The following is a 26320-nucleotide window of genomic DNA, read 5'->3' as shown; positions in this document are numbered from 1 at the left end:
GAGGGTCGAGGAGGGTCACCCGAATACTCTACGACCCGGTTGCCTGAGAGGAAGGGGAAGATGTCCCCTCGTCCGGGGGTGTCGACGAGGCATCCGTTCGATCGCGGACCGCAGGTCGCCGGTGCCGACGCCCCCAGAACGAGCGCGGCGTACCAGGCACGAGGCGCGCCCAGAACGGCGGCATCTCCGCTTCGGTGAGCGCGGCCGGCGCATCGATGTGGAAGTCGGCGAGCTCTTCGGCACCCTGATGCACGACCCGGTAGAGGGCGGTGCCGATGAGCACGCCCAGCGCGATCGACATGATCGAGATGACCGCTTGGGCGAAGTCCGCGTATCCGCGGCTCGCTCCGATCGCCTCGGTGAGGCCCACGAGGCCCGCCGCCCCCGGCACGAGCAACCAGAAGGCAGGAAGGAAGGTCAGTTGCGACGGAGCACCACGTCGCAGGGTCGCGATCCACAGCACGACCGGCGTCATCGCCAGCGCGCCGATGAACCCGCTCACGACCGACCCGATGAGCGCCCCGCCGATCAATTGGCCGGTGTAGGCGACGAGCAGCACGAGCAGCACCCAGCCGAAGGTCCGCGGCGGAGCCGAGAAGTGCAGGTAGTTGCCCATCGCGAAGAGCAGCACACCGATGGCCGCCATCCACCATGGAGCGTCCGCATCGGTCGCGAGCGGTACATAGTCCGAGTTCCCCACGCCGACGAGCGTGCCCGCGGCGAGGATGCCGAAAGCGAGAAGCGCGAGTTGCACGAACCCGAAGACGAGCCTCGAGGCGCCGGCGATCATCTGCCCTGCCGCGAGCTCGACGACGGCCGTGGTCAGAACTCCGCCCGGCAGGAACGTCGCGAGCGGTGCGATGAGCAGGCGGATCGGGTCGCCGATCGCGAAGTGCGGTGCGAGGAGGAACACTGCGAGCGCGCAGAGGAATGCCGCGAAGACCGGAAAGACGATCTGCAGCGTCGGCGAGCGCACGAGCTTGGCGACGCCGATGGCTGCGCCGAGCACGAACGCGACGAGCGCCCCCTGCCACGACGGCGCGAGCAGCAGGGCGAGCCCGGTGGTCAGGAGCGCGTGCCCGAACGTGCGCACGAACCATCCGTAGGTCGGCTTCATCGCGCCGATCGCGTTCAACCGGTTGATGCCCTCGCCCGGGTCGATCTCCGCGCGCTTCGCGTGGTCGATCAGGCGGTAGAGCGCGGCGATCTGATCGAAGCGGAACGAGGCGTTCACCGTGGACCGGATCGCGACACGGCCTTGCTCCCCCTCACCCGTCTGGATGATGATCACGGTCGGCAACACGGTGAGCTCGATGTCATCGTGGCCATACGCCTGCGACACCTCCACGAGCGTGTCGCCGATCCGGTCGACGGAGTCGGCGGCCGCGTTCATGCCCTTCGCGAGCCCGAGTAGGAACTCGCGGAGCAGGGTCCGGTCGGCCGGCTCGACCATCACACGATGACGAAGGAGAGCGCGACACCGATGATGATCGCGACGACGATGTAGATGAGGTTCGGCAGCTGGAACGCCGAAGATCCGGAGACGAGCGCCCCGAGGCCGTCGACGATGAGCTTGGTGTTCGCGGCCACGAAGGTGTTCGCGAGCCACGCGATGCCGAAGAGCGCGATCGCACCCACGATGCCGGCCGGGAACGTCGACTGCTTCGGGACATCCGACGCCTTGACCTTGCAGGTCACGAAGATGAGCGCCGCGATGACGCCCATGACGACCTCGATGATGACGGTGATGCTGACCCGCACCGGGTCGCCGTCGTCAGCGGTGCCGACGATCGGGCGAATGCCCTCGAAGAGGCCGAACAGCACGATCACGCCGACGCCCGCGAGGAACAGCGACGCCGAGAGCACCGACGTGCGCGGCAGCTTCTTGTCGACGTCGACGTGGACGGCCGGTTGCACCAGGTGCGCAGCCAGGCGACGCTGGAACTCGGGGTCGTCCTCGAGGTCCTTTCCTTTGCGCACCATCACGATGGAGGCCATGGCGAGTCCGGCGATCGACGCCGGACGTCGAGCATGTTGGCGGTGTTGCCGCCACCGACGTGGATGACATCGAAGCCCCTCACGAAGCAGGCGAGGTCGTCGACGGCGCGATGGAAGAGCGGCAAGTGGTGCGGTGCGCACCGGTCGGAATCGTACGTCGTATAGAAACTCACGATGTACGCGGAATCATCGCCGGTCGCCGTGCCGACGAAGAGCACCCGCGGGCGCTCCTTGCCGGTGAGTTTCAGGATGTACTCGTGCGTCGGGTCGGCCCGCCGCTCCATCATCGCCTTGCCTGCGCCGTTCGCGACCACGTGCGCCATCGTTCCCCCAAACGTTGTGCCCTTGGGTAAACGCTAGCCCCAGACGGTCAGCCGTGTCGAGGATCCCTCGCTGGTGGAGGATCGGTGCCCGTCACTGGTCGAGGAGCGCCCGACGCGGGAGACCCCTCGCTGGTCGAGGAGCGCCCGACGCAGAAGAACCCTCGCTGGTCGAGGAGCGCCCGACGCAGGAGAACCCTCGCTGGTCGAGGAGCGCCCGACGCGGGAGGACGCGTATCGAAACCCCACGCATCGGGATCCCCCCAGTACATCCCGATGCGCATCGCGCGTCGCAGGCGAACATGACGAGGGCCGCCCCGCGGGGTGTCCCTCCCCCGCGCAGCGGCCCTGCAGAGGGCCGCACTCACAGGTGGAGAAGTCCCTCCCCCGCGCAGCGGCCCTGCATTCCCGGGAACGGACCCCCGGGCTTCGCGGCAACGTCTAGACGGTGCGCGCGAACGTCTCTCGCGGCTGACGACGGTAGCCGTCACGAGCGGTGACGACGATCGAGCCGATGACAGCGACGGCGGAGACGCCGCCGAGAAGCACGATGATGCTGAGCATGGTGGTTCCTTTCGAAGAACGAGCGAGGAGCTGATCGAGCGATCGATGCGCCGTTGCACGTGTTCGATTCCCCTATTGAACCGCGGAAGACCATTCAGGACAAGCTCACAATTCTACAATAACGATGTAGTTTGACTACATGGATGTGCGCCGGCTCGACCTATTGAGAGAACTCGCCGAACGCGGAAGCGTCACCGCCGTGGCCGAGGCCACCGGCCGAACCCCGTCGGCCGTGTCACAACAGCTCAAGGTGCTCGAGCGCGAGGCCGGCATGCCCCTCACCGAACGCAGCGGGCGCGGCGTCGTGCTCACGAGCGCCGGGCATGCACTCGCCCGCAGCGCCGCAGATGTCGCGATCGCGCTGGAGCACGCGACCGCTCTCTGGGACGAGTTCCGCAACCACCCGAGCGGCGAGGTCTCGCTCCTCACCTTTCCCACGATCGGCGCCGCTCTGCTGCCGGCCGTGCTGACCGATCTTGCTCAGGTCGCCGGCCTCGTCGTGCGCGCCACCGACCTCGACCCCGAGCTCGCCGAGTTCGCCGACCTCACCTCCGACTTCGACATCGTGCTCGCGCACACCATGCCGGGCGTGCTGCCCTGGGGCGGCCGCGGCCTGAGAGCAGTGCCATTGCTCACCGAACCGCTCGACATCGGCCTGCCCGCCGACCACCGGCTCGCGGCCCGCGCCCACCTGACCCCAGCCGACCTCGTCGACGAGACCTGGCTCGGGGTGCCGCCCGGCTTTCCGTTCGAACGCATCCTGCACGCCATCGAGCAGCAGTCCGGCCAGCGCGCCACCGTCAGCCAGAGATTCAGCGACATGCGCATCATCGAGGCCTTCATCGAGGCGGGCCTCGGCATCGCCTTCGTGCCACGATTCACATCGGGCGCGGTGCCCGAATCGATCGTGTTGAAGCCGCTGCGCGGCGTGGCATCCGCTCGGCAGATCGTGGCCCTGGTGCGGCCGGATGTCGCAGAGCGCCTCGCCGTGCGCACGGTGCTCGACGTACTCGTGGCGCGCGCGTCGCGGCTCGAGCAGGCGCACGCCCCCGCTTGACCCCACGCCCCCTCTCCCTCCCGCCCCACCTCACGCATCCCCCGCCCCGCCTCACGCACCCCTCCCCTCACGCACCGTCTCTCCCCTCCCGCGACGCGTTGCGGCGTGGAGTGCATCCGCGGCTCATCCTCCACGCCGCAAAGCGTCGTCGGAGCCGCGATCCGAGGGGGCGAAGTAGACTCCACGTCCATGAGCGATGACGCGATCCTGTTCGATGTGACCGAGGGGCTCGCCCGCATCACCTTGAACCGCCCGGCCCGGTTGAACGCCGTCGACCCCGAGGCGATCGGGCGGTGGCAGTCGCTCGCGCACGAGATCGCCGAGCGCGACGACATCGGTGCCGTGCTCTTCGACGCCAACGGACGCGCGTTCTGCGCGGGCGGCGATGTGCTCGCGATGTCGCAGCTCGCCGCGGGGGAACCCGAGGCGGGCGCCGTCATCACAGACCTCGCCGACCGCATCCACGACGGGCACCGCGCGTTGCGCGAGAGTGCCAAACCGATCGTCGCAGCGGTGCAGGGCCCGGTCGCGGGCGGCGGCCTCGGCTTCATGCTCATCGCCGACCTCATCATCGCCTCTGAGCGTGCGACGTTCGCGAGCCGATATGCGGATGTCGCACTGACCCCCGATTGCGGAGTGAGCACCCTGCTGCCCGAGGCCATCGGCATGCGGCGGGCGCTCGAGCTCACTCTGACGTCGCGCACGCTCTCGGCCGCCGAAGCGCTCGACTGGGGACTCGTCACCGAGGTCGTCCCGGCTGAGGCCCTCGGGTCGCGGGCACGCGAGATCGCGGCCGGTTGGCTCGCCGGCGCCACAGACGCGTTCGGCCAGGCGAAGCGACTCGTGCGATCGGGGCTCGAACGCTCGTTCGCCGACGCCCTCGACGACGAGGCCCGCACGATCGGCACCGCCTTCGAGACGCCCGACGCTCAGGCCGCCGTTGCGGCGTTCGGCAGCCGTTCCGAGCGCGGCTGAAGCCGGCCGCCCGCGCACCCGATCACCGCGCACCCGTTCCGCGCGCGGCTGACGCCGGCCGCCCGCGCACCCGATCACCGCGCACCCGATCACCGCGCGTCCGATCCCCGCGCACCCGAATACCCGATCGGCGGGAGAGTGCGGAAACGGCTCCGTCGCGGGCGCACTCTCGCGCCGATCTGGTACTCCAGCGGCGCACTCCGCCCTACTCGTGCTGCGGGAACCCCAGGTTCAGCCCGCCATGGCTCGGGTCGAGCCAGCGCGAGGTGACCGCCTTCTCCTGCGTGAAGAAGTCGAAGCCGCGCGGGCCGTAGGCCTTGGCGTCGCCGAAGAGCGAGTCCTTCCACCCGCCGAACGAGTGGTACGCGACCGGCACCGGGATCGGCACATTGATGCCGATCATGCCGACCGTCACCTCGCGCTGAAAGCGCCGAGCCGCGCCACCGTCGTTCGTGAAGATCGCCGTGCCGTTGCCGTACGGCGAGGCGTTGATCACGTCGAGCCCCGCTTGATACCCATCGACCCGCACGATCGACAGCACCGGCCCGAAGATCTCGTCACGATACACCGACGACGACAGCGGCACTTTGTCGACGAGTGTCGGGCCGAGCCAGAACCCGTCGGCCTCCCCGTCGATCTCGACCGAACGACCGTCGACGACCACGGTCGCCCCGTCGGATGCGGCGACGTCGAGGTAGCCAACGACCTTGTCGCGATGCTCGCGCGTGATGAGCGGCCCCATGTCGCAGCCTCGGGTGCCGTCGCCGGTCGTGAGCCGCGACATCCGCTCGCCGATCTTCGCGACCAGCTGGTCGGCGACCGAGTCGACCGCGAGCACGACTGAGACGGCCATGCAGCGCTCCCCCGCCGAGCCGAAGCCTGCGTTGACCGCGGCATCGGCGGCGAGGTCGAGGTCGGCGTCGGGCAGCACGAGCATGTGGTTCTTCGCACCGCCGAGGGCTTGCACGCGCTTGCCGTTGGCCGTCGCGGTCGCGTAGATGTACTTCGCGATCGGGGTCGATCCGACGAACGAGATCGAGCGCACGACGGGGTGCTCGAGCAGCGCGTCGACGGCGACCTTGTCACCGTGCACGACGTTCAGCACGCCGTCGGGCAGCCCCGCCTCCTGCAGCAGGCGAGCGAGCCAGATCGCCGCAGACGGGTCCTTCTCCGACGGCTTCAGCACGACCGTGTTGCCCGTCGCGATCGCGAGCGGGAAGAACCACAGCGGCACCATCGCCGGGAAGTTGAAGGGGCTGATGATGCCGACGACGCCCACGGGCTGCTTCGTCGAGTACACGTCGATGCCGGTCGACACGTTCTCGGAGTATTCGCCCTTCGTGTAGCCCGGCATCGCGCAAGCGAGCTCGACGACCTCGAGTCCGCGTGCGATCTCGCCCGCGGCATCCGACAGCACCTTGCCGTGCTCGCTCGTGAGAATGGCGGCGAGCTCACCGCTGCGGGCGTTCAGCAATTCACGGAACGCGAACATCACCTGCTGGCGCTTCGCGATCGAGGTGTCGCGCCAGCCCGGGAAGGCCTGCGCCGCCGCCTGCACGGCGACGTCGACGTCGTCGGTCGATGCGAAGCGCACGCGCTTCTGCTCGGTGCCGAGGGCCGGGTTGTAGACGGGTCCGCTGCGGTCTGAGTCGCCGGCGACGGATGCCCCGTCGATCCAGTGTTCGATCATCTCGGTCATGGTTCCTCCTCGTTGGGGTCTCGATACGCCTCGGCTTCGCCGGCGCTACTCGACCAGCGCAGTCGTGCCGAGCACCTCGTCGTACATCTCCACGGCTTCGGCGACCTCGTCGGCCGTGACCACGCAGGGCGGCACGACATGGATGCGGTTGTCCTGCACGAACGGCAGGAGCCCGCGCGCGACGAGCGCGGACTTGATGCGGCCCATCGCCGCCGCGGGCAGCGGTTCACGGGTCGCCCGGTCGGCGACGAGCTCCATCGCCCAGAACACACCCTCGCCGCGCACCTCGCCGATGACGGTGTGCCGCTCGGCGAGGTCGGCGAGCGCGGGCGCGATGACGGTGTCGCCGATTTCACGGGCGTGGTCGACGATGCCCTCCGACGACATCGCGTCGATCGTCGCGACGATCGAGGCCATCGCGAGCGGATGCCCCGAATACGTGAGCCCGCCCGGGAAGACCCGGTCGTCGAACGTCGCCGCGATGGGCTCGTCGATGACGACGCCGCCCGCGGGGATGTAGCCGGAGTTCACGCCCTTCGCGAAGGTGATGAGATCGGGTCGCACGTCGTAGCCGTCGAAGGCGAACCATCGGCCGGTGCGACCGAACCCGCACATCACCTCGTCGAGGATGAGGAGGATGCCGTGCTGATCGGCGAGCTCCCGCACGCCCGCGAGGTAGCCGGGCGGCGGCAGCATGATGCCCGCCGTGCCAGGGATGGTCTCGAGCAGGATCGCCGCGATCGACGACGGCCCCTCGGCTTCGATGACTCGTCTGAGGTGACGGAGCGCTCGCTCGGACTCCTCTTCGGGCGTCGTCGCCCAGAACTCCGAGCGATACAGGTACGGGCCGAAGAAGTGCACGTGCCCGCGGGCGAACTCGTTCGGAACCCGCCGCCAGTCACCCGTCGCGACCACCGCGGCGCCCGTGTTGCCGTGGTAGGAGCGGTACGTCGAGAGCACCTTGTCGCGCCCCGTGTGGAGCCGCGCCATCCGGATCGCGTTCTCGTTGGCGTCGGCACCGCCGTTCGTGAAGAACACCCGGCGGAATCCGGATGGCGCGTGGGCGACGATGCGTTTGGCCGCCTCGCCACGGGCGAGGTTCACGGTCGACGGCGCGATCGTCGTGAGCAGCTCGGCCTGCTCCCGGATCGCCTGCACGACCGAGGGGTGTTGATGGCCGATGTTGACGTTCACGAGCTGGCTCGAGAAGTCGAGGTACTCGCGGCCGGCGTGATCCCACACCCGGGAGCCGCGGCCGCTCGCGATCACGAGGTTCGACGGCTGCGACTGGGCCGACCAGGAATGGAAGACGTGCTCGCGGTCGAGCTCGCGTGCGAGCTCGTCGAGTCCGTCGGTGAGGCTGCTGCCTTCGGTGTTGTTGGCGGTCATGGCAAGGTGCCCTTTCTGTCCGTTCGCTGATCAAGTAGCGCCGCGCCCCGGCGCGGTGCGTATCGAGATCCCGCAAGTCGGTCTCGATACGCACCCTCCTTCGTCAGGCGCTCCTCGAATAGCGACGCATTGTGAGTTGCCACCCTCGGAAAGTTCGACGCTCTGCCGGACGCTCCTCGAATAGCGACGCATTGTTAGTTGCCGCCTTCGGAGAGTTCGACTTCGATCGGCTCGAAGCTCTCGCCCGTGACGTCGACACCGTCGGCCTTCAGTTCATCGAGAGCCCCCGTGATCCACTCATTCGACCATGCCGACGCCGGCGGCTCCTCGGTGATCGGGCTCGCGCCCGACTCGTTCACCGCTGAGAGAGCCCCGGCGACGGTCTGGTCCCACGCGGCCTCGTCGATCATGCCGATGCCGTCGGGCGCCGGCCAGATGAGCTTGTTCGTCTCGTTGACCATCCAGAGCTCGTGGCTCGGGCCCCAGCCGGATCCCTCGGCGATCGTGATCTCCGATGCCTCCTCTGGGTTCTCGGCCGCGTAGATCCAGCCCTTGATGACCGCCTTGAGGAACGCGACCGTCGTGTCCTGGTATTCCTCATCGCTCTCGAGCCGTTCGGTGTCGGCCCAGATCGCGTCCTGCAGCATGGCGCCGACCGTGTCTTGATAGGAGATGACGTTGAAGTCCTCGGGCTGATAGAGCTCGCCCGTGTCGGGGTTGACCGACTCGAGCAACTGAGCGTACTCGTTGTAGGTCATCGCCTGGGCCGCATCGATGTCGCCCTGCAGGAAGGCGTTCATGTTGAAGTCCTGCGTGATGATCTCGACGGTGGAGGAGTCGAGGCCCTCGGCAGCCATGGCCGCGAAGATCTCCCACTCATTGCCGAAGCCCCATGAGCCGATCTTCTTGCCCTCGAAGTCGGCGACCGAGTCGATGCCCGAGTCGGCCCACGACACCTGCAGGGTGCCCGACTTCTGGAAGATCTGGGCGATGTTCGTGAGGTTCGCGCCCTGCTCGATCGAGCCGAGCACCTTCGGCACCCAGGCGATCGCGTAGTCGACGTCGCCGTTGGCGAGTGCGTCTTGCGGCACGATGTCGCCGCCCGACGGGATGATCTCGACGTCCAGGCCCTCCTCTTCGAAGTAGCCCTGGTCGGCGGCGGCGAAGTACCCGGCGAACTGGCCCTGCGGCAGCCACTGGAGCTGGAGCTTCACCGAGGTGAGGTCGCCGGAGCCCGACGCGTCGTCGGATCCGCCTTCTGACCCGTCGCCGGATCCCGAGCATGCGGTGAGGACGAGCGCCGCCGAGATGGCGAGCGCGCCGCCGATCGTCGCGAAGCGACGTCTGCTGTGGTTCATGTCGGTCCTTTCGTGGTGCGGTGCGGTGGTGATGCGTGGTGATGCGGTGGTGCGGGTGGTGCGTTCCGCCGAGGCGCCGATGACGGCTCCCCGAGGGTCTGGCGTCAGGGGCTGCGCTGCTCCCGCGGTGCGCGACGTTGCAGCAGCCGTTCGAGGGCCAAGCAAGCGAGGTAGAAGAGCAGGCCGAGGGCGATGGATGCCACGACGTACGCCCAGGCCCTGGCGTAGGCGCTCGACGCGGCCGACGTCGAGATGAGCCCGCCGAGTCCGCCGCGAGGTCCGCCGAAGTACTCGGCGACGAGCGCGGAGATCACGGCGAGCGATGAGGCGATGCGGATGCCGGTGAGGATGAACGGTCGCGCGGTCGGCAGGGTCAGTGTGCGCAGCACCTGGCCCGAGCTGGCGGCATAGGCCTTCATGAGGTCGCGGTGCACGGGCGCGGTCTGCCGGAACCCGCGCAGCGTGTTGATGAAGACCGGCACGAACGAGGCCAGCGCGGCGATCGCCTGCCGGCCGAACTGGCTGTCGGCGCCGAACATCGAGTTCAGCACAGGGGCGAGGGCGACGATCGGGATGACCGCGAGCGAAGCGACGACGGGCGCGCTCATCTGGTCGATCGGGCGCCACCTCGCGGCGAGCGCGGCGAGCGCGATGCCGAGGATCGAGCCGACGATGAGACCGAGCAACGCGTTGGTGCCGGTGAGCAGTGTCGCCTGCACGACCGAGGGCCAGTAGGCGATGAGCTCCTCGACGATCGACGCCGGGCTCGGCAACAGGTAGTCGCTGACGCCGACGACGCTCACGAGGAACTGCCACACGCTGAGCACGATGAGCCCGACCGCGATCGGTGAGACGATGCGCAGCGTCGTCTCAGTGCGCGGGCTCATGCCGGCGGCCCTGGTGGCGGTGGCCGTGGTCATCCCACTCCCTCCCCACCCGGTGTTTCCGTTCGCGCGCGGTGTTTCCGACCAAACGGCAACACCGGGCGCGAACGGAAACACTCGGCGAAAGTCCATGGGGCCCGGGCGGTCATCAGCGGTTCTCCAGCCCGCGTGCGCCGGCCGCAACGGGCGAGCCGCCGTGCAGTGCCTCGCGCACCGCCGTGACCATGTCGAAGAAGCCGCGCTCCTCGCGGAGTTCTTCGGTGCGGGCGGCGCGCTGCGCGTCGGCGCCGAGGCGCATCGGCACGATCTCTTGAATGCGCCCGGGCCGCGGCGACATCACGACGACCCGGTCGGAGAGGAACACCGCCTCGGGAATCGAGTGAGTAACGAAGACCACGGCGGCGCCGGTCTCGGCCGAGATGCGCACGAGCTCGGTCTGCATCTTCTCGCGCGTCATCTCGTCGAGCGCGCCGAACGGCTCGTCCATGAGCAGCAATCGCGGCTGTTCGGCGAGTGCCCGGGCGATCGCCACGCGTTGCTGCATGCCGCCCGAGAGCTGGTCGGGGTAGCGGTCGGCGAAGTCCGAGAGCCCCACCATGTCGAGCAACTCGGCCACGCGAGCGGTGCGAGCAACGCCGCTCTGAGTCTGCCGAAGAGACGGCGCGCCGTGCAGTTCGAGCGGCAGCGCGACGTTGCCCGCGACCGTTCGCCACGGCAGCAGCCCCGCCTGCTGGAAGGCGATGCCGTACTCCTGGTCGAGGCGCGCCTGCTTGGCCGACTTGCCGAACACGGCGACCGTGCCCGAACTCGGCTGGTCGAGATCGGCGACGAGGCGCATGAGGGTCGACTTGCCGCATCCGCTCGGGCCGATGAGCGAGACGAACTCACCCGCCGCGACCGTGAGGTCGATCGTGTCGAGCGCCTGCACCTGACCGGTGCGGGTCTCGAACACCTTGTCGACTCCGCTGATCTCGACCGCGGGCTCCGCTGCCGGCCGAGCCTGCCCCGCTGCCGGTCGAGCCTGCCCCCCTGCGGGTTGAGCCTGCTCCCCTGCCGGCCGAGCCTGCCCCCCTGCCGGTCGAGCCTGCCCCTCTGCGGGTCGAGCCTGCCCCCCTGCGGGTTGAGCCTCTCGAAACCCCTCACGATCGCTCATGCCGCTTCCTCCGTTCGTCGGTAGTTCTTGAGGATCACGCCGAGGAGCGCGACCGAGCCGGCAGCTACGAGCCCGAGCACGATCGAGCCGAAGATCGGCCCCCACGCCTTCGCCGGGTCGCCGGAGGCCTGCCCCGCGAACTGGATCAGGATGCGACCGATGCCGCCCTGCAGCCCGGTCGACACCTCGGCGACCACCGCGCCGATCACGGCGTTGGCCGCGCCCAGCCGCAAGGCGGGCAGCAGATACGGCACGGATGCCGGGAAGCGCAGCTTCACGAGAGTCGGCCAGTAGCCCGCCGCATACGTCTGCATGAGCTCGGTGTGGATGCGGTCGGGCGATTGCAGGCCCTTGAGCGCCCCGATCGCGATCGGGAAGAACGCGAGGTAGCTCGCGATGAGGGCGACCGACATCCAGTCCTGCCACTCGAACGCGCCGATCTCGACGCGCGACCCCCAGCTCTTCACGACGGGCGCGAAGGCGATGAGCGGCACGGTCTGGCTCAGCACGATCCACGGCAGCAGGCCCCACTCTGCGATGCGCCAGCGCTGCATCACGAGGGCGAGGCCGATGCCGACGACGACACCCACGAGCCATCCGACTGCCGCGATGCCGAGGGTCGTGAGCGCGGCGAGCGCGACCACGGCCCACAGCGGCAGCGCGTCGTCGGCACGGGTGACCGGCTCGCCGAGCCGACCGAGCATCTCCCAGATGTGCGGCATCGCGAGGTCGGTCGTGCGCGGCAGCACGCGCGTCTCGCCGATGACGACGCCGTCGGCGGGGCCGATCAGTTTGTAACCCTCCCAGATGAGCGCGATGACGAGGATGCCGGTGAGACCCCAGGCCGCAGCGGTGCCCCGTCGGCGTGCACCCGTGGGTTGAGGAGGCGCGCCAGCGCCGTCTCGAAACCCGGTCCTGCCGGCGCGGGGGGTTTCGGTGGCTCCTTCGTCGCTCCTCAACCCGCGGGAGTCGACCATGGTCATGCCTTCGCCGTCAGGTGCTCGGAGAGCGCGGGGATCACGGTCTCGCCGTAGACCCGAAGCGTCTCCTCCTTGTTGTCGTGCTGGAGGTATCCGGCGAACTGGTCGACGCCGAGCGACTTGAGCTGCTCGAGCTTCTCGATGTGCTGCTCGGCCGTGCCGAGCAGGCAGAACCGGTCGACGATCTCATCAGGGACGAATGTCGTGTGCGCGTTGCCCGCGCGCCCGTGCTCGTTGTAGTCGTAGCCCTCGCGGCCCTTGATGTAGTCGGTGAGTGCCTGCGGAACCGCTGCCGCCTGCCCTGAGCTTGTCGAAGGGTACTTCGCGACGATGTCGGCCACGTGGTTGCCGACCATGCCACCGAACCAGCGGCACTGCTCGCGCATGTGCTCCCAATCGTCGCCGATGTACATGGGCGCGGCGACGCAGAAGGTGATCGACATCGGGTCGCGTCCGACGGCCTCGGCGGCATCGCGCACGTGCTTGATCATCCACGCCGCGATGTCGACGTCGGCCAGCTGCAGGATGAAGCCGTCGCCGACTTCGCCCGCGAGCTTCAACGCGAGCGGACCGTAGGCGGCCACCCACATCTCGAGCTCGGAGCCGTGGCTCCACGGGAACTGCAGCGTGGAGCCGTGGTATTCGACGGGCCGGCTGTTCGCGAGCTCGCGGATGACGTGGATCGACTCGCGCAACTCGGCGATGGTCGTGGGCTTGCCGTTGGTGACGCGCACAGCCGAGTCGCCGCGGCCGATGCCGCAGACCGTCCGATTGCCGTACATCTCATTGAGGGTCGCGAAGATCGACGCCGTCACCGTCCAGTCGCGCGTCGCCGGGTTCGTGACGAACGGCCCCACCTTGACCTTGCGGGTCTCGGCGAGGATCTGGCTGTAGATGACGTACGGCTCCTGCCAGAGGATATGCGAGTCGAAGGTCCAGACGTGCGTGAAGCCGTGGTTCTCGGCGAGCTTCGCGAGCTGGACGGTTCGCGATGCCGGCGGGTTGGTCTGCAGGACCGCTCCGAATTCCATCCGTGCTCCCTTTCATTCAGCGGGTTGAGGAGGCCGCTCGGTGTTCAGATGAGGTACTGGCTGAGGCCGCGCTTGAGGAAACGACCGTCGCCCTTGGCGCCGAGGTAGGCGAAGCCGTCGACGATGACCTTTCCGCGCGAGAGCACCGTGTCGACGTGGCCGTCGATCTCGAAGCCCTCCCACGCGGAGTGGTCCATGTTCATGTGATGGGTCCGGCCCGTCGGGTTTCCGGATGCATCGAGCCCGACGCCGATCGTCGTGTGTCCATTCGGGTTGTAGACCACGAGATCGGCGTCGGCGCCTGGTTGGATGACGCCCTTCTGCCCGTACAGGCCGAACATGCGGGCGGGTGTGGTCGAGGTGAGCTCGACCCAGCGTTCGAGGGTGATCTCACCGGTGACCACGCCTTGGTACATGAGATCCATGCGGTGCTCGATCGTGCCGATGCCGTTCGGGATCTTGCGGAAATCACCGCGGCCGAGCTCTTTCTGGTCTTTCATGCAGAACGGGCAGTGGTCGGTCGAGACCATCTGCAGGTCGTTCGTGCGCAGCGCTTGCCACATCGACTCCTGGTGGCCCTCTTCGCGAGAGCGGAGGGGCGTCGAACAGACCCACTTGGCACCTTCGAAGGCGCCCCATTCCTCGCTCTTCGCGCCGAGCTGGTCTTCGAGCGACAGGTAGAGGTACTGCGGGCAGGTCTCGCCGTAGACGTTCTGCCCCTTGTCGCGGGCCCAGGCGAGCTGCTCGACCGCCTGCTTCGCCGACACGTGCACGACATAGAGAGGTGCACCGGTCAGCTTCGCGAGCATGATCGCGCGGTGCGTGGCCTCCTCCTCCATCTCCCAGGCACGTGCGATGCCGTGGTAGAACGGGTCGGTCTTGCCCTGCTCGACGAGCTGCGCGGCGAGCACGTCGATCGCGGGGCCGTTCTCGGCGTGCATCATCGTCAACATGCCCGTGTCACGGGAGACCTGCATGGCCTTGAGGATCTGCGCGTCGTCGGAGTAGAAGACACCCGGGTAGGCCATGAACAGCTTGAAGCTCGTGATGCCCTCGTCGGGCAGTTTCGCGAGCGAGGCGAGGGATGCCTCGTTGACATCGCCCACGATCTGGTGGAAGGCGTAGTCGATCGCGCAGTTGCCGGCCGCCTTCGCATGCCAGGTCGCAAGGCCGTCTTCGATGCGCTGCCCGTAAGTCTGCACCGCGAAGTCGACGATCGAGGTCGTGCCGCCCCACGCGGCCGCGCGGGTGCCGGTCTCGAACGTGTCGATCGCGGCGGTGCCGCCGAACGGCAGCTCCATGTGGGTGTGGGCGTCGATGCCCCCCGGGATCACGTACTTGCCGGTGGCGTCGATCACTCGGTCGACGGATGCCGCGACATCCGTGCCCAGGATATTGCTCCCTGGCTCGAGCACGGCCCGGATCGTCTCGCCGTCGACGAGCACGTCGGCCGCGGCCCGGCCCGTCGCGCTCACGACGGTGCCGCCGGTGATGAGGGTGGTGGTCACTACTGCTCCTTTGCGTTTGCTGATCGAGTAGGGCCGCCAGGCCCGTCTCCATTCGCTGATCGAGTAGGGCCGCCAGGCCCGTCTCCATTCGCTGATCGAGTAGGGCCGCCAGGCCCGTATCGAGATCTCGTCGCGAGGTCTCGATACGCGCTTCGCGCTACTCGACCCACGGGGTCACGGCTTCGGGATGGACGTGTAGGACTCGGGGCGGCGGTCGCGGTAGAACTGCCAGGCATTGCGCACCTGCCGGATCATGTCGAGGTCGAGGTCGCGCACCACGATCTCTTCATCTGTGCCCGAGCCGTACTCGCCGACGATGTTGCCCTGCGGGTCGACGAACTGGCTCTTGCCGTAGAAATTCACGGCGAGGTCGCCGTACTCGTTGTCTTCGAGGCCGACGCGGTTGGCGGCGGCGACGAAGTACCCGTTCGCGGCAGCAGCGGCCGGCTGCTCGATCTCCCACAGTCGGTTCGAGAGCCCGGGCTTCGTGGCATTCGGGTTGAAGACGATCTGCGCGCCGTTCAGGCCGAGTTCGCGCCACCCCTCGGGGAAGTGACGGTCGTAGCAGATGTAGACGCCGATCGGGCCGACGGCGGTGTGGAACACGGGGTAGCCGAGGTTGCCGGGCCGGAAGTAGAACTTCTCCCAGAACTTGTCGAGGTTCGGGATGTGGTGCTTGCGGTACGAGCCGAGGATCGTGCCGTCGGCATCGACGACGACCGCGGTGTTGTAGTAGACGCCCGGCTGCTCCTCTTCGTAGATGGGCAGCACCATCACGAGCCCGAGCTCCTTCGCGAGGGCGGCGAAACGCTGCACGATCGGGCCGTCGGCCGGCTCGGCGTAGTCGTAGTACTTCACGTCTTCGGTGATGCCGAAGTACGGCCCGTAGAAGAGCTCCTGAAAGGAGATGACCTGGGCGCCCTGGGCTTTCGCATCGCGAGCGAACTGCTCGTGCTTGTCGAGCATCGACGCCTTGTCGCCGGTCCAGGTCGTCTGCGTGATGGCCGCTCGGACGATCGTCATTGTGCCTCCTGAGTCGGTCGGCGTCGTTGCCGTGCACTCGATGGGCGTGGAACCTGAGCTGCTCACCGGGTGGTGCTGTGACGCCGAGAGGTTGTGCCACGGACTGCAAGTCCGGAGTTCCCGAACGGGACTCGCGACCCGTTCTGTTATTGTTCGGCGTGAACATTTCTCTTGTGTTTCACACTGTGAGGTTGTGGTTACTCATCCTGTCGCTTGCTTCGTGAGGAGGCAATGGTCGTGTCAGCTTTTGATGTGGCAATTGCTCGTGTGAATGGCGTCGGTGCGGCTGGTGGTGCGGTCGGAGCCGGCGTGGTCGGTGTTCGCGTGACCGGCCCTGCGCTGACCGCGCTCGCCGAATTCCCCGAGACGACCCCCCGCGGCATCGCGGGCGTGATCGCCCGCCTCGTGAACTCCGGCGAGCTCGGGGTCGGCACCCGCCTGCCCACCGTGCGTGAGCTCGCGGGCGAGCTCGGGGTGAGCCCGGCCACGGTGAGCCAGGCCTGGCAGGCGCTCTCACGGGCCGGCCTCATCGAGTCTCGCGGCCGCGCCGGCAGCTTCGTACGGCCCCTTTCGCAGAGCTGGCTCGCCCCCCGAATGCGCGGCATGGCCGCGCCGAACGACCCGGTACGGCTCGACCTCTCACGCGGCACGCCCGACCCGCTGCTGCTGCCGGCTCTCGGCCCCGCGCTCTCCCGCGTCTCGGCCCGCGCCGAGACGGGCAGCTACCAGGCCGAACCCGTGATCCCGGCACTCGCGGCGGCACTCGCGGCATCCTGGCCCTCAGAGGTCGAGACCATCATGGTCGTCGACGGCGCGCTCGACGCGATCTCCCGCACACTCGAGCAGCTCGTGCGCTTCGGCGACCGCGTCGTGGTCGAGAGCCCGGGCTTCCCGCCGTTCCTCGACCTGCTCGACGTGCTCGGAGCCGAGGCCGTGCCCGTGCGACTCGACGAGTACGGCATGGTGCCCGAAGCACTCGCCCGGGCTCTGCACGGGCGGCCGGTCGCGGTGCTCCTGCAACCGCGCGCGCAGAACCCCACCGGTGCCTCGATGAACGCCGACCGGGCCGCGGCGCTCGCCCGAGTCATCCGCTCGGCCGCCGATGTCGACGGCCTCGTCGTCATCGAAGACGACCACTCGGGCCTCATCTCGACCGAGGGCGACGTGACGCTCGGCAGCTCGCTGCCCGGCCGGGTGGTGCACGTGCGGAGTTTCTCGAAGTCGCACGGGCCCGACCTGCGCATCGCCGCGCTCGGCGGCCCCCGTGAGCTCGTCGAGCGCGTGGTCGCCCGGCGCATGCTCGGGCCCGGCTGGACCTCGCGCATGGTGCAGACGATCCTCCTCGACCTCCTGACCGAGCGCGCTTCCATCGACGCCGTCGCCGAGGCTCGACGCCAGTACTACTCCCGGCAGCGCGCGCTCGGCGACGCGCTCCGGGCGCGCGGCGTCGAGGTCGCCGCCGCCGACGGCATCAATCTCTGGATGCCCGTGCTGAGTGAACGATCGGCGCTCGTGCAGCTCGCGGCGGCCGGCATCCGCGTGGCGGCGGGTACGCCGTTCCTAGCGGCATCGGATGTCGCCGAGGCCGCGGGCGGCGCCCGCACCCGGGCGGGCGGTGACTTCGTGCGGGTGACGGTCGGCCTGTTGCGCGAAGGCGCCGACGAGGTCGCGGATGCGCTCGCGTCGGCGGCTCATCACGTGGCGGCCGGCGGGTACTGAGGCGCCGTGTCCTCCCGATGCCCGCGCTGGCGTCGGCCTCACGCCGGCCTCACCTCGTAGAGGCGCCCGGCATTCTCGCGTAGTGGTCGGGCGCGATCGTCAACTCGGCCCGGCCTCCGGTGATCGACCGCAGGTCGAGCACGTAGCGAGCGAGCTCCGCCTCGGGCACGTTCGCCACGATGCGCGCCCGGCCGTCGCCGGCGGCCTCCGTCGCGCTGACCCGCCCGCGGCGGCCGGAGAGATCGGTCAGCACCGTGCCCTGCAGCTCACTCGGAACCGTGACGGTCACGAGCGACACGGGTTCGAGCAGCACCGTGCCCGCCTCGGCGAGCGCCGCCTTCACGCCGATCGACGCCGCCGTGCGGAAGGCCATGTCGGAGGAATCCACCGAGTGGGACTTGCCATCGACCAGCTCGACGCGCACATCGACGACCGGATGCCCCTGCGGCCCGCCTGCGGCGAGGGCGTCGTGCGCGCCCTTCTCGACAGCCGGGATGTACGAGCGCGGAACGGCCCCGCCCACCACCGAGTCGACGAACTCGAACCCGCCACCGAGCGGCATCGGCGAGACCCGCAGTTGCACCACGGCGAACTGGCCGTGCCCGCCGGACTGCTTCTTGAGCCGGCCCTCGACCTCGACCCGGCCCGCGATCACCTCGCGGTACCCGATCGGCGCCGGCGAGGTCGTCACGCGCACGCCGAACACGCGGGCGAGCCGTTCGACGGCGACGTCGACGTGCGTGTCGCCGAGGCCTCGGAGGATCGCCGCGCCGCCCGTGCGATCGACCACGAGCGTCGGATCCTCGGCGACGATGCGGCCGAGCGAACTCATGAGCTTCTCGTCGTCGGACTGCGTCACCGGGGTGAGGCTCACCGCGTACACCGGCTCGCGCCGCGGCAACGGCGCGGGCTCGGCGGTGCCGCTCGCGCGGCTCCACAGCAGGGTTCCCGACGGCGAGCCGGTGAGCTTCGCGACCGCGCCGATCTCGCCGGCGCTCAGCACGTCGGCCGGCAGATGCTCAGCTCCCCGCAACCGGAAGAGCCCGTGCAATCGTTCGTCGGCACCGGTCGTGGCGTTGTGCAGCCGATCGCTCGGCCGCACGACGCCCGAGAGCACCTTGAACATCGACACCTGCCCGACGAACGGGTCGGCCACGGTGCGGAAGACGTGCAGCAGGGTCTCGCCGTCGGGGTTCGGGGCGACGGCTACCTCGGTGCCGCCCATCACGATGCGGCTGTCGTGCTCGAGCGCCGACGGCGCCAGCGTGCACACGAGGTCGGCGACCCGGTCGACGCCGGTGCCGGTCACCGCAGAGCAGACGACCACCGGGATCGCCTCGCCGGTCGCCACTTCGCGGGCGAGGGTGCGCTCCAGCTCGGATGCCGCGGGCTCACGCCCGTCGAGGTACGCCTCGAGCTGCTCGTCGTCATGCGACACGATCTCCTCGGTCACCTCGACGTGCATGCGATGCTCCTCCGCCTCGACCGCGGCCGGGAGCGGTTCGTCATGATGGCGACCGGCATCGTCGTAGACGAGGGCTTGCTCGCTGAGTACGTCGGCGAGCGCGGTGAAATCGTGCTCCTCACCGATCGGCAGCTCGAGCGCCACGAGGCGATCGCCGAACGCGGCGCGCAGTTCCTCGAGCACCCGGCGGAAATCGGCGCGAGCCTTGTCCTCCTGGGTGATCACGACGATGAGCGGCACGCCGGCCGCCTCCGCCGCGGCCCAGGCGGTGCGTGTGCCGGCGGTCACGCCGTCGACCGCGCTCACGACCAGCACCGCGACATCCGCCACCGCCAGTGCCGTGTCGAGACCACCGATGAAATCGGGGTGCCCAGGAGCGTCAGCGAGCGTCAGCGTGTGATCGGTGCCGTCGGGGGAGACCCAGGCCAGGTGGGCGAGCGAGAGCCCGAGCGTCATACCCCTCGCGATCTCCTCGGGCTCGTGGTCGCCGGTCGTCGTGCCCTGCTCGACGCTGCCCATTCTCGGGATCGCGCCGGCGCGCAGCAGCAGCGCGTCGAGCAGCGTCGTCGTGCCGGAACCCGCTCCACCCACGAGGGCGACGGTCCGATGGGTCGAGGTCGAGGTCGAGTTCATGTGGCCTCCCGCGCCGCTGCAGTGCTGTCCCTCCCATCGTGGACCCGGCCGACCTCGACCGCCAGCCCCTGCGTGCGCGCGTAGGGTGGGGCGAGTGCAGATCACGGTGCTCGCGGGCGGTGTCGGGGGCGCGCGCTTCGTGCGCGGCGTGCGCGAGGAGTGCGCTCGGCGCTGGCCCGACGGCCACGGCGGCACCGAGGCATCCGTCACCGTGATCGTGAACACCGGCGACGACCTCTGGCTCGCCGGCGTCCGCCTCATGCCCGACTTCGACTCGCTGCTCTACTCCCTCGCGGGCGTCAACGACACCGAGCGCGGCTGGGGCCGTGCCGGCGAGAGCGAGCGCGTCGCCGCCGAACTGCGCGAGTGGGGCGTGGGCTGGCCGTGGTTCACGCTCGGCGACCTCGACCTCGGCACGCACCTGGCGCGCACAGCCTGGCTTCGCGAGGGCCTCACGCCAAGCGAGGTGGCGCATCGCCTCCAGCAGCGCTGGCCGCTCGGCGTGCGACTGATACCGGCGACCGACTTCGAGGTCGACACCCACGTGCTCGTCGCCGATGCCGACGACCCCACCGGCGAGCGCGAGATGCACTTCCAGGAGTGGTGGACGAGGTACCGCGCCGCCCTGCCCGCGCTCGCTTTCCGGCAGCAGAACCTCGAGACCGCCCGGCCCGCACCGGGTGTCGTCGAGGCGATCGTCGGCGCAGACCTCGTGCTCATCGCGCCGTCGAACCCCGTCGTGTCGATCGGCACGATCGTCGCCATCCCCGGCATGCGCGAGGCCCTCGCCGAGACGCATGCGCCCGTCGTCGGCGTCTCCCCCATCATCGGCGGCAAGGTCGTGCGCGGCATGGCCGACGCGTGCCTCACCGCGATCGGCGTCGAGACGACCGCCGAAGCCGTCGGCCGGCACTACGGCACGAGGGCGGCCGGCGGCCTGCTCGATGCCTGGCTCGTCGACGAAGCGGATGCCGCGGCGACCGCCTCCCTCGAAGAGACCGGGTTGCACGCGGCATCCGCCCCGCTCTGGATGCACGACCTCGATGCCTCCGCCGCCATTGCCGGCGCGGCCATCGCCCTCGGCTCGAGCGTCGGCGCGCGGGCGAACACGCAGCGCTGATCCGACGTCAGCTGACGGAGAACAGGTCGCGGGTCACCACGGCACGGGCCCAGCGCTGCTCATGAACGTTCCCGACGGCGCGTGCTCCGGAAGCGTCGCTGCCGTCACCACGATCTCGGCTGCCTCCTCGGCGCTCGTCGGCGCCTGCTGCCGGTTCCCCGGTGCAAGATCGGTCTGCACCCAGCCTGGGCACACCGACGTGACCTTGACCGACGTGCCGGTCAGTTTCTTGCTGAGGCCGATCGTCATGCTGTTCAGCGCCGCCTTCGACGCCTGGTAGGCCGGAACGATGCTCCCGTAGTAGGGCGACCGTTCATCGGACTGGTCGCTGAGCGACCCCATGGTCGAGGAGACGTTGACGATGCGGCCGGCGTCGCTGCGACGAAGCAGCGGCATGAACGCCTCGATGACGGTCGCTGCACCGACGACGTTCGTCTCGAAGGTGCGCGCGAAGGCGCCGATGTCGACGAAGTCGTAGTCGCCCGTCGCGGTCGCCTCCGGCAGGATCCCGGCGTTGTTCACCAGCACATCGAGCCGTCCGTGGCGACTGGCGATCAGCTCGGCCGCAGCGGCGACCTGCGCGGGTGAGACGACGTCCATCGTCACCGCTTCGGCGTCGAGGCCCTGCGCGACGAGCTCGTCTGCTGCGGCTCGGGCCGCTCGAGCGTCACGCCCGGCGATGATGACGGTGGTTCCCTTGCGAGCGAGGGCAGTGGCTGTGGCGAGTCCGAGTCCGCGGTTTCCGCCGGTGACCAATGCAATGGTGTTCATGGATGAGTACGTCCTTTCATCGACGTCGGAAACGCCGCGTCGTACCTCCACTCTGGACGAAGTCCACGCCATGCACTGGCGGAAATCGGACGCTGCGTCCGCGTCGATCAGCGGTCGAAACGCGCGCCCGCCGGGTCCTCCGGCAGAACCGTGAAGACGAACAGGATGATGCTGCCGACGAAGGGGATGAAGGCGATGAAGTAGAACGCCCCCGAACGATCGGTGTCGTGCAGCCGGCGCCAGACCAGCGCGAGAGTGGGAACGATCGTGCCCAGCTGCCAGATGGCGAGCAGCGCGAAGCCGATGCCGAACATCGGGCCGGGCATCGACGTGCCGTCGGCGTCGACCGTCGCACCGGTCATGCCACCGACGATGAGCACGATGTACAGCACGGTGACGACGATGGCGTGCATCAGCGTCCACCACCAGTACTCGCTCCGGCTGGCGCGACCCGAGAATGTCGCGTACTTGCGGAAGCCCCGTGAGACGGCCTCCCCGAAGCTCGCGCCGTATCGGGGCGCGTCGAGCGCGGTCTGCTGCGGTGCGGTGGCAATGCTCATCGTGAACGGTCTCGCTTCTGTGGGGGCGGTCGGGGCGGTCGGGGATTGGTCGGGGCTTGCGCGAGCGAGCTCGTGCCGATGCATCGAAGTGTCGGGCGAACGGGTTGCGACGGCGGATGCAGCGGCTACACGATACCCACCCCGCCACCCCTCACGCCACCCATCTCGAGGCATAGGATGAATACGACCGCCGGTGTGCTTTCACCGGTCGTGATGGCCCGGGATTGGGCCGTGTGTCGCCGACCTCGTCGGATCCATCCGCACGCACTCCCGGAGGCCTCATGCCCGCCGCACCGATCCGATCCAGCACCCGAAGCCGCCGCGGTCGCCGCTCCGCTGTCCTCGCCGCACCGATCGTCGCCGCCCTGCTCCTCGGGGGGTGCGCGGCCACCTCGACGGTGATTCCCGACGCCGCAGCGCCCGCCGACGACGGCGAGGCGTTCCCGCTCACGATCGACAACTGCGGCACCGAGGTCACGTTCGATGCCGCACCCGAGCGCATCGTCACGATCAAGTCGTCGACGCTCGAGCTGCTCCTCGCCCTCGGAGTCGGCGACCGCGTCATCGGCACTGCATTCAGCGACGGCCCGGTGCCCGAGGAGTTCGAGGGCGCGGCATCCGAGCTCGAGGTGCTCTCCGAAAAGGTGCCCTCGCAAGAGGTCACGCTCACCGCCGAACCCGATCTCGTCTTCGCCGGCTGGGAGTCGAACCTCACCGCCGAGGGTGCCGGCGACCGCGAGATTCTCGCGAAGCTCGGGGTCGCCACCTACGTCGCGCCCGCCGCCTGCAAGGGCGAGGGCTACATGCCCGAACCGCTGACCTTCGACGAGGTCTTCCGCGAGTTCGAGGAGGCCGGGGACATCTTCGGGGTTCCGGATGTCGCGGCTGAACTCGTGGCGTCGCAGCGCGCCGAACTCGACGCAATCGAGCCGAACGACGACGGCCTCACCGCGCTCTGGTACAGCTCGGGCGACGAGACGCCCTTCGTCGGCGCGGGCATCGGCGCCCCGCAGATGATCATGTCGGCCGCCGGACTCGAGAACATCGCGGCAGACGTCGACGACACCTGGACCTCGATGGGCTGGGAGGCGATCGTCGCCGCGAACCCCGACGTGATCGTGCTCGTCGACGCCGCGTGGAACACCGCCGAGCAGAAGATCGCTCACCTCGAGTCGAGCCCGGCGACCGCAGCCCTCCCCGCCGTGCAGCAGCAGCGCTACCTGATCGTCGACTTCCCGGCCTCCGAGGCGGGCGTGCGCAACGTGGGCGCGGTCGCCTCGCTCGTGGAGCAACTCGGGGAGCTGGATCGCTGATGGCCGACCGACCGTGGGTTGAAGAGCGTCCGACGAAGGAGGACGCGTCTCGAAACCCCGACGCTCGCGCGGAGGGGGTTCGAGACGGCGCTGGCGCGCCTCCTCGTCCAGCGGAACGCTCGAGCGGTCGCCGCACCACCGCGTGGGCACTCGGCCTCGCCGTGCTGCTCGTCATCTCGATCGTGGCAGCCGTCACGATCGGGCCGGCGGGCCTCAGCCCAGCCGACGTGTGGGCGAGCGTGCTCGCACACCTCGGCATCGGCGAGCCGACGCTGCCCCCGCTTCGCGACGGCATCGTGTGGGAGCTGCGGATGCCCCGGGTGCTCACCGCTGCGGCGGTCGGCGCCGGTCTCGCGCTCTGCGGCGCGGTCATGCAGGCACTCACCCGCAACCCCCTCGCCGACCCGTACCTGCTCGGACTCTCGTCGGGCGCCTCGGTCGGCGCCGTCGTCGTCATCGTGCTCGGGGTCGGGCTCCTGCTGCCGCTCGCCGCGTTCGCCGGCGCCATCGTGGCGCTCGTCGCGACGCTCGGCCTCGCGCGGGCGGCCGGCGGTCTCTCGCCCACGAAGACCGTGCTCGCCGGGCTCGCCGTGTCGTCGGTGTTCGGCGCCCTCACGAGCCTCGTGATCTTCTGGAGCGCGACCGGCGACAGCTACCGTGAGATTCTCAACTGGCTGCTCGGCTCGCTCGCCGGCACCGACTGGGTGTCCGTCGCGATCGCCGGCGGCGCGGTCGTCGTGATCGGGGTGCCGCTGCTCACGAGCGCGAAGACGCTCGACGCGTTCGCGTTCGGCGACACCGCCGCCGCCGCGCTCGGCGTGCACGTAGCCCGCAGCCGATGGCTGCTGCTCGGCGGCACCGCGATGCTCACCGGTGCGCTCGTCGCCGTGAGCGGCTCGATCGGGTTCGTCGGGCTCGTGCTGCCGCACGCCGTGCGCCTGCTCGTCGGCTCCCGCCACCGCGCGCTCCTGCCGCTCTCGGCACTCGCCGGCGCGATCTTCCTCATCTGGGCCGACACCGGTGCACGCACGCTCTTCGACCCGCGGGAGCTGCCCGTCGGCATCCTCACCGCGCTCATCGGCGGGCCGGTGTTCGCCGTGCTGCTGCTGCGGAACCGGAGCCTGCGATGACCGGCAGGGACGATCGCTCCGGCCCGGGCGACTTCGGCCTCGACGCCGCCGGCGTGCACTTCACACGCACGGGGCGGCTCGTCATCGACGATGTCGACGTCACGGTGCCGGCTGGCCGCCTCGGCGCGCTGCTCGGCCCCAACGGCGCCGGCAAGTCCACGCTGCTGCATCTCATCGCGGGGCTCGAGCGAGCGGATGCCGGTGCGCTCACCTTCGACGGCAACGATCTTGCCGTCCTGCGCCGCCGCGACCGGGCCCGGCTCGTCGCGCTCGCCGAGCAGGAGACCCACGACTCCCCCGAGTTGCGGGTCGACGAGGTCGTCGCCCTCGGCCGCACTCCGCATCTCGGCGCCTGGTCTGGGCTCGGCGACCAGGATCGGGCCGTGGTCGCCGAGTCGCTCGCAGCCCTCGGGCTCGAGGCGATTGCCGAGCGCCCGTTCTCGTCGCTCTCCGGCGGCGAACGCCAGCGGGTGAACCTCGCCCGGGCACTCGCGCAGGAACCCCGACTGCTGCTGCTCGACGAGCCGACCAACCACCTCGACGTGCGAGCGCAGCTCACGAGCCTCGAGCTCTTGCGCTCGCTCGCGTCGAGCGGTCGCACCGTGCTCGCGGCGCTGCACGACCTCGGGCTCGCGGCCGCGTACGCGGATCACGTGATCGTGCTCGAGCGGGGCCGGGTCGTGGCATCCGGAGCCCCAGCCGACGTGCTCCAACCCGGGCTCATCCGCGAGGTCTGGGGCGTCGAGGCCGAAGTGCTCGAACACCCGTCGACCGGCCGACCGCTCATCGCTTACGCGGGTGTCGCACCGCTCACGACGGCGCCGCTCACGACAACACGTCCTTCGTGAGGAACCGGCCGATCGCGAGCGCGCCGAACACCGCGAGGTAGCCGGCCTGCAGCAGCGCGTTGTCGGCGAACGAGTCCCACACCGGCGGCGCGCGCAGCAGGTCGGCGAAGCCGAGCCAGTAGTGGGTGAAGAGCCACGGATGCAGCCACTCGAGCTGCGGCAGCGCGCCCATGATCTGCGCCACCACCGCGAGGATCGCCGTCGCCGCCATTGCACCGACGGGCACGGTCGTCAGCGTCGAGAGGAACAGGCCGATCGCCGACAGGCCGAGGAGCGACACCGTGACGTACGCGGCGATCGCCAGGAACCGGAGGAGTCCGTCACCGACGCTCACCGACGCACCCGAGAGCAGCGTCACCGGCCCGATCGGGAAGAGCGCCCAGCCGATGAGCGTGCCGACCACCACGACCGTGAGGGTCGCCGCCGCGCAGAACACCGCGGCCGCCGCGTACTTGACGAGGAGCAGCCGGATGCGCCCGGCCGGCGCGATGAGCAGGTAGCGCAGAGTGCCGTGGCTCGCCTCGCCCGCGATCGAGTCACCCGCGACCACCCCGATCGTGAGCGGCAGGAACAGCGGAATCGCGACGGTGATCGCGGTGACCCCGACGAAGAGACCGTTGTTCGTGATCTGGTCGAGGAAAGCGGGGCCGCGGCCACTCGGCGAATCGCCCGCGACGCGGATGGCGACGGCGATCAGGATCGGGATGAGTGCGAGCGCGCCGAGCATCGCCCAGGTGCGGCGGCGACGGAACAGGGTCAGGAGTTCGGAGCCGAGGAGGGAGAGCGTCCCGCCGCCCATGGTCGGTCTCGAGACGGCAGCTT

The 26320-nt window shown here is 69.5% G+C and carries 24 protein-coding genes; 7 read left to right on the top strand and 17 right to left on the bottom strand.

Annotation, left to right across the window (positions count from 1 at the left end; translation table 11 throughout):
- Positions 1–28: 28 nt before the first annotated feature.
- The 4 genes from AC1C2U_RS11435 to AC1C2U_RS11420 all read right to left on the bottom strand — a co-directional run bounded on the left by AC1C2U_RS11435 (position 29) and on the right by AC1C2U_RS11420 (position 2882).
- Positions 29–1453: a threonine/serine exporter family protein gene (locus tag AC1C2U_RS11435; protein ID WP_495361856.1), complete on the bottom strand. Its 1425-nt coding sequence runs from the start codon at positions 1451–1453 to the stop codon at positions 29–31.
- Positions 1453–1998: an anaerobic C4-dicarboxylate transporter family protein gene (locus tag AC1C2U_RS11430; RefSeq protein ID WP_495361855.1), complete on the bottom strand. Its 546-nt coding sequence runs from the start codon at positions 1996–1998 to the stop codon at positions 1453–1455. Before AC1C2U_RS11430 ends, AC1C2U_RS11435 begins: the two co-directional genes overlap by 1 nt.
- The gene (locus AC1C2U_RS11425) at positions 1983–2321 is read right to left on the bottom strand and encodes a Type 1 glutamine amidotransferase-like domain-containing protein (RefSeq protein ID WP_495361854.1); all 339 of its coding nucleotides are present in this window, start codon (positions 2319–2321) and stop codon (positions 1983–1985) included. The genes AC1C2U_RS11430 and AC1C2U_RS11425 overlap by 16 nt, the downstream gene beginning before the upstream one ends.
- Positions 2322–2759: 438 nt before the next feature.
- Positions 2760–2882: a hypothetical protein gene (locus tag AC1C2U_RS11420; protein WP_495361853.1), complete on the bottom strand. Its 123-nt coding sequence runs from the start codon at positions 2880–2882 to the stop codon at positions 2760–2762.
- Positions 2883–3021: 139 nt separating this feature from the next.
- On the opposite strand from AC1C2U_RS11420, the gene AC1C2U_RS11415 reads away from it, so the two are divergent.
- On the top strand, positions 3022–3939 hold the full coding sequence (locus AC1C2U_RS11415) for a LysR family transcriptional regulator (RefSeq protein WP_495361852.1): 918 nt from the start codon (positions 3022–3024) through the stop codon (positions 3937–3939).
- A gap of 189 nt (positions 3940–4128) precedes the next feature.
- A complete protein-coding gene (locus AC1C2U_RS11410; RefSeq protein ID WP_495361851.1) occupies positions 4129–4914 on the top strand; it encodes an enoyl-CoA hydratase/isomerase family protein in 786 nt (261 codons plus the stop codon).
- A gap of 205 nt (positions 4915–5119) precedes the next feature.
- On the opposite strand, the gene AC1C2U_RS11405 is transcribed toward AC1C2U_RS11410, so the two are convergent.
- From AC1C2U_RS11405 to AC1C2U_RS11365, 9 genes are all read right to left on the bottom strand, one after another.
- Positions 5120–6613 (bottom strand): CoA-acylating methylmalonate-semialdehyde dehydrogenase, encoded by a 1494-nt coding sequence (locus tag AC1C2U_RS11405; RefSeq protein WP_495361850.1) that lies wholly within the window; start codon positions 6611–6613, stop codon positions 5120–5122.
- Positions 6614–6658: 45 nt separating this feature from the next.
- Positions 6659–8002 carry an aspartate aminotransferase family protein gene (locus AC1C2U_RS11400; RefSeq protein ID WP_495361849.1) on the bottom strand — a complete coding sequence of 448 codons (1344 nt, stop codon included), beginning with the start codon at positions 8000–8002 and terminating at the stop codon, positions 6659–6661.
- 194 nt (positions 8003–8196) lie between these two features.
- On the bottom strand, positions 8197–9360 hold the full coding sequence (locus AC1C2U_RS11395; RefSeq protein WP_495361848.1) for an ABC transporter substrate-binding protein: 1164 nt from the start codon (positions 9358–9360) through the stop codon (positions 8197–8199).
- Between the two features lie 104 nt (positions 9361–9464).
- Positions 9465–10280, bottom strand: a complete 816-nt coding sequence (locus AC1C2U_RS11390) for an ABC transporter permease (protein ID WP_495361847.1) — start codon at positions 10278–10280, stop codon at positions 9465–9467.
- 112 nt (positions 10281–10392) lie between these two features.
- Entirely contained in the window at positions 10393–11397 is a 1005-nt protein-coding gene (locus tag AC1C2U_RS11385) for an ABC transporter ATP-binding protein (protein WP_495361846.1), read from the bottom strand.
- Positions 11394–12374, bottom strand: a complete 981-nt coding sequence (locus tag AC1C2U_RS11380) for an ABC transporter permease (RefSeq protein ID WP_495361845.1) — start codon at positions 12372–12374, stop codon at positions 11394–11396. The genes AC1C2U_RS11385 and AC1C2U_RS11380 overlap by 4 nt, the downstream gene beginning before the upstream one ends.
- Before the next feature lie 2 nt (positions 12375–12376).
- Entirely contained in the window at positions 12377–13408 is a 1032-nt protein-coding gene (locus AC1C2U_RS11375; protein WP_495361844.1) for a TIGR03842 family LLM class F420-dependent oxidoreductase, read from the bottom strand.
- Between the two features lie 44 nt (positions 13409–13452).
- Entirely contained in the window at positions 13453–14916 is a 1464-nt protein-coding gene (gene hydA, locus AC1C2U_RS11370; RefSeq protein ID WP_495361843.1) for a dihydropyrimidinase, read from the bottom strand.
- Between the two features lie 174 nt (positions 14917–15090).
- Positions 15091–15939, bottom strand: coding sequence for a nitrilase-related carbon-nitrogen hydrolase (locus tag AC1C2U_RS11365; RefSeq protein WP_495361842.1), 849 nt, complete (start codon positions 15937–15939; stop codon positions 15091–15093).
- A 252-nt stretch (positions 15940–16191) separates the two neighbouring features.
- Between AC1C2U_RS11365 and AC1C2U_RS11360 the strand changes: the two genes are divergently transcribed.
- A complete protein-coding gene (locus tag AC1C2U_RS11360; RefSeq protein ID WP_495361841.1) occupies positions 16192–17658 on the top strand; it encodes an aminotransferase-like domain-containing protein in 1467 nt (488 codons plus the stop codon).
- Between the two features lie 49 nt (positions 17659–17707).
- Here AC1C2U_RS11360 and AC1C2U_RS11355 read toward each other — a convergent pair whose 3' ends face one another.
- Positions 17708–19756: an elongation factor G gene (locus AC1C2U_RS11355; RefSeq protein ID WP_495361840.1), complete on the bottom strand. Its 2049-nt coding sequence runs from the start codon at positions 19754–19756 to the stop codon at positions 17708–17710.
- A 94-nt stretch (positions 19757–19850) separates the two neighbouring features.
- Between AC1C2U_RS11355 and cofD the strand changes: the two genes are divergently transcribed.
- Positions 19851–20876 (top strand): 2-phospho-L-lactate transferase, encoded by a 1026-nt coding sequence (gene cofD, locus AC1C2U_RS11350; RefSeq protein WP_495361839.1) that lies wholly within the window; start codon positions 19851–19853, stop codon positions 20874–20876.
- Between the two features lie 33 nt (positions 20877–20909).
- Here cofD and AC1C2U_RS11345 read toward each other — a convergent pair whose 3' ends face one another.
- Both AC1C2U_RS11345 and AC1C2U_RS11340 read right to left on the bottom strand, forming a co-directional pair.
- On the bottom strand, positions 20910–21647 hold the full coding sequence (locus AC1C2U_RS11345; protein WP_495361838.1) for an SDR family NAD(P)-dependent oxidoreductase: 738 nt from the start codon (positions 21645–21647) through the stop codon (positions 20910–20912).
- Positions 21648–21754: 107 nt separating this feature from the next.
- Positions 21755–22207 carry a DUF805 domain-containing protein gene (locus AC1C2U_RS11340; protein ID WP_495361837.1) on the bottom strand — a complete coding sequence of 151 codons (453 nt, stop codon included), beginning with the start codon at positions 22205–22207 and terminating at the stop codon, positions 21755–21757.
- 281 nt (positions 22208–22488) lie between these two features.
- Here AC1C2U_RS11340 and AC1C2U_RS11335 point away from each other — a divergent pair, with 281 nt between their 5' ends.
- From AC1C2U_RS11335 to AC1C2U_RS11325, 3 genes are read left to right on the top strand one after another with little or no spacing between them, the layout of a single operon-like run.
- Positions 22489–23520, top strand: a complete 1032-nt coding sequence (locus tag AC1C2U_RS11335) for a putative F420-0 ABC transporter substrate-binding protein (RefSeq protein WP_495361836.1) — start codon at positions 22489–22491, stop codon at positions 23518–23520.
- A complete protein-coding gene (locus tag AC1C2U_RS11330) occupies positions 23520–24650 on the top strand; it encodes a putative F420-0 ABC transporter permease subunit (protein WP_495361835.1) in 1131 nt (376 codons plus the stop codon). The genes AC1C2U_RS11335 and AC1C2U_RS11330 overlap by 1 nt, the downstream gene beginning before the upstream one ends.
- Positions 24647–25498: an ABC transporter ATP-binding protein gene (locus AC1C2U_RS11325; RefSeq protein ID WP_495361834.1), complete on the top strand. Its 852-nt coding sequence runs from the start codon at positions 24647–24649 to the stop codon at positions 25496–25498. Before AC1C2U_RS11330 ends, AC1C2U_RS11325 begins: the two co-directional genes overlap by 4 nt.
- On the opposite strand, the gene AC1C2U_RS11320 is transcribed toward AC1C2U_RS11325, so the two are convergent.
- The gene (locus tag AC1C2U_RS11320) at positions 25476–26297 is read right to left on the bottom strand and encodes an ABC transporter permease (RefSeq protein ID WP_495361833.1); all 822 of its coding nucleotides are present in this window, start codon (positions 26295–26297) and stop codon (positions 25476–25478) included. The genes AC1C2U_RS11325 and AC1C2U_RS11320 overlap by 23 nt on opposite strands.
- Positions 26298–26320: the final 23 nt, after the last annotated feature.

Source organism: Agromyces sp. Y575 (genome assembly GCF_059445445.1).
This window is presented reverse-complemented; position numbering and strand designations above follow the sequence as displayed.

Coding starts and splice junctions, on each gene's coding strand:
- AC1C2U_RS11435 (WP_495361856.1), bottom strand. CDS start 1,453: ATGGTCGAGCCGGCCGACCGGACCCTGCTCCGCGAGTTCCTACTCGGG.
- AC1C2U_RS11430 (WP_495361855.1), bottom strand. CDS start 1,998: ATGGCCTCCATCGTGATGGTGCGCAAAGGAAAGGACCTCGAGGACGAC.
- AC1C2U_RS11425 (WP_495361854.1), bottom strand. CDS start 2,321: ATGGCGCACGTGGTCGCGAACGGCGCAGGCAAGGCGATGATGGAGCGG.
- AC1C2U_RS11420 (WP_495361853.1), bottom strand. CDS start 2,882: ATGCTCAGCATCATCGTGCTTCTCGGCGGCGTCTCCGCCGTCGCTGTC.
- AC1C2U_RS11415 (WP_495361852.1), top strand. CDS start 3,022: ATGGATGTGCGCCGGCTCGACCTATTGAGAGAACTCGCCGAACGCGGA.
- AC1C2U_RS11410 (WP_495361851.1), top strand. CDS start 4,129: ATGAGCGATGACGCGATCCTGTTCGATGTGACCGAGGGGCTCGCCCGC.
- AC1C2U_RS11405 (WP_495361850.1), bottom strand. CDS start 6,613: ATGACCGAGATGATCGAACACTGGATCGACGGGGCATCCGTCGCCGGC.
- AC1C2U_RS11400 (WP_495361849.1), bottom strand. CDS start 8,002: ATGACCGCCAACAACACCGAAGGCAGCAGCCTCACCGACGGACTCGAC.
- AC1C2U_RS11395 (WP_495361848.1), bottom strand. CDS start 9,360: ATGAACCACAGCAGACGTCGCTTCGCGACGATCGGCGGCGCGCTCGCC.
- AC1C2U_RS11390 (WP_495361847.1), bottom strand. CDS start 10,280: ATGACCACGGCCACCGCCACCAGGGCCGCCGGCATGAGCCCGCGCACT.
- AC1C2U_RS11385 (WP_495361846.1), bottom strand. CDS start 11,397: ATGAGCGATCGTGAGGGGTTTCGAGAGGCTCAACCCGCAGGGGGGCAG.
- AC1C2U_RS11380 (WP_495361845.1), bottom strand. CDS start 12,374: ATGGTCGACTCCCGCGGGTTGAGGAGCGACGAAGGAGCCACCGAAACC.
- AC1C2U_RS11375 (WP_495361844.1), bottom strand. CDS start 13,408: ATGGAATTCGGAGCGGTCCTGCAGACCAACCCGCCGGCATCGCGAACC.
- AC1C2U_RS11365 (WP_495361842.1), bottom strand. CDS start 15,939: ATGACGATCGTCCGAGCGGCCATCACGCAGACGACCTGGACCGGCGAC.
- AC1C2U_RS11355 (WP_495361840.1), bottom strand. CDS start 19,756: ATGAACTCGACCTCGACCTCGACCCATCGGACCGTCGCCCTCGTGGGT.
- AC1C2U_RS11345 (WP_495361838.1), bottom strand. CDS start 21,647: ATGAACACCATTGCATTGGTCACCGGCGGAAACCGCGGACTCGGACTC.
- AC1C2U_RS11340 (WP_495361837.1), bottom strand. CDS start 22,207: ATGAGCATTGCCACCGCACCGCAGCAGACCGCGCTCGACGCGCCCCGA.
- AC1C2U_RS11335 (WP_495361836.1), top strand. CDS start 22,489: ATGCCCGCCGCACCGATCCGATCCAGCACCCGAAGCCGCCGCGGTCGC.
- AC1C2U_RS11330 (WP_495361835.1), top strand. CDS start 23,520: ATGGCCGACCGACCGTGGGTTGAAGAGCGTCCGACGAAGGAGGACGCG.
- AC1C2U_RS11325 (WP_495361834.1), top strand. CDS start 24,647: ATGACCGGCAGGGACGATCGCTCCGGCCCGGGCGACTTCGGCCTCGAC.
- AC1C2U_RS11320 (WP_495361833.1), bottom strand. CDS start 26,297: ATGGGCGGCGGGACGCTCTCCCTCCTCGGCTCCGAACTCCTGACCCTG.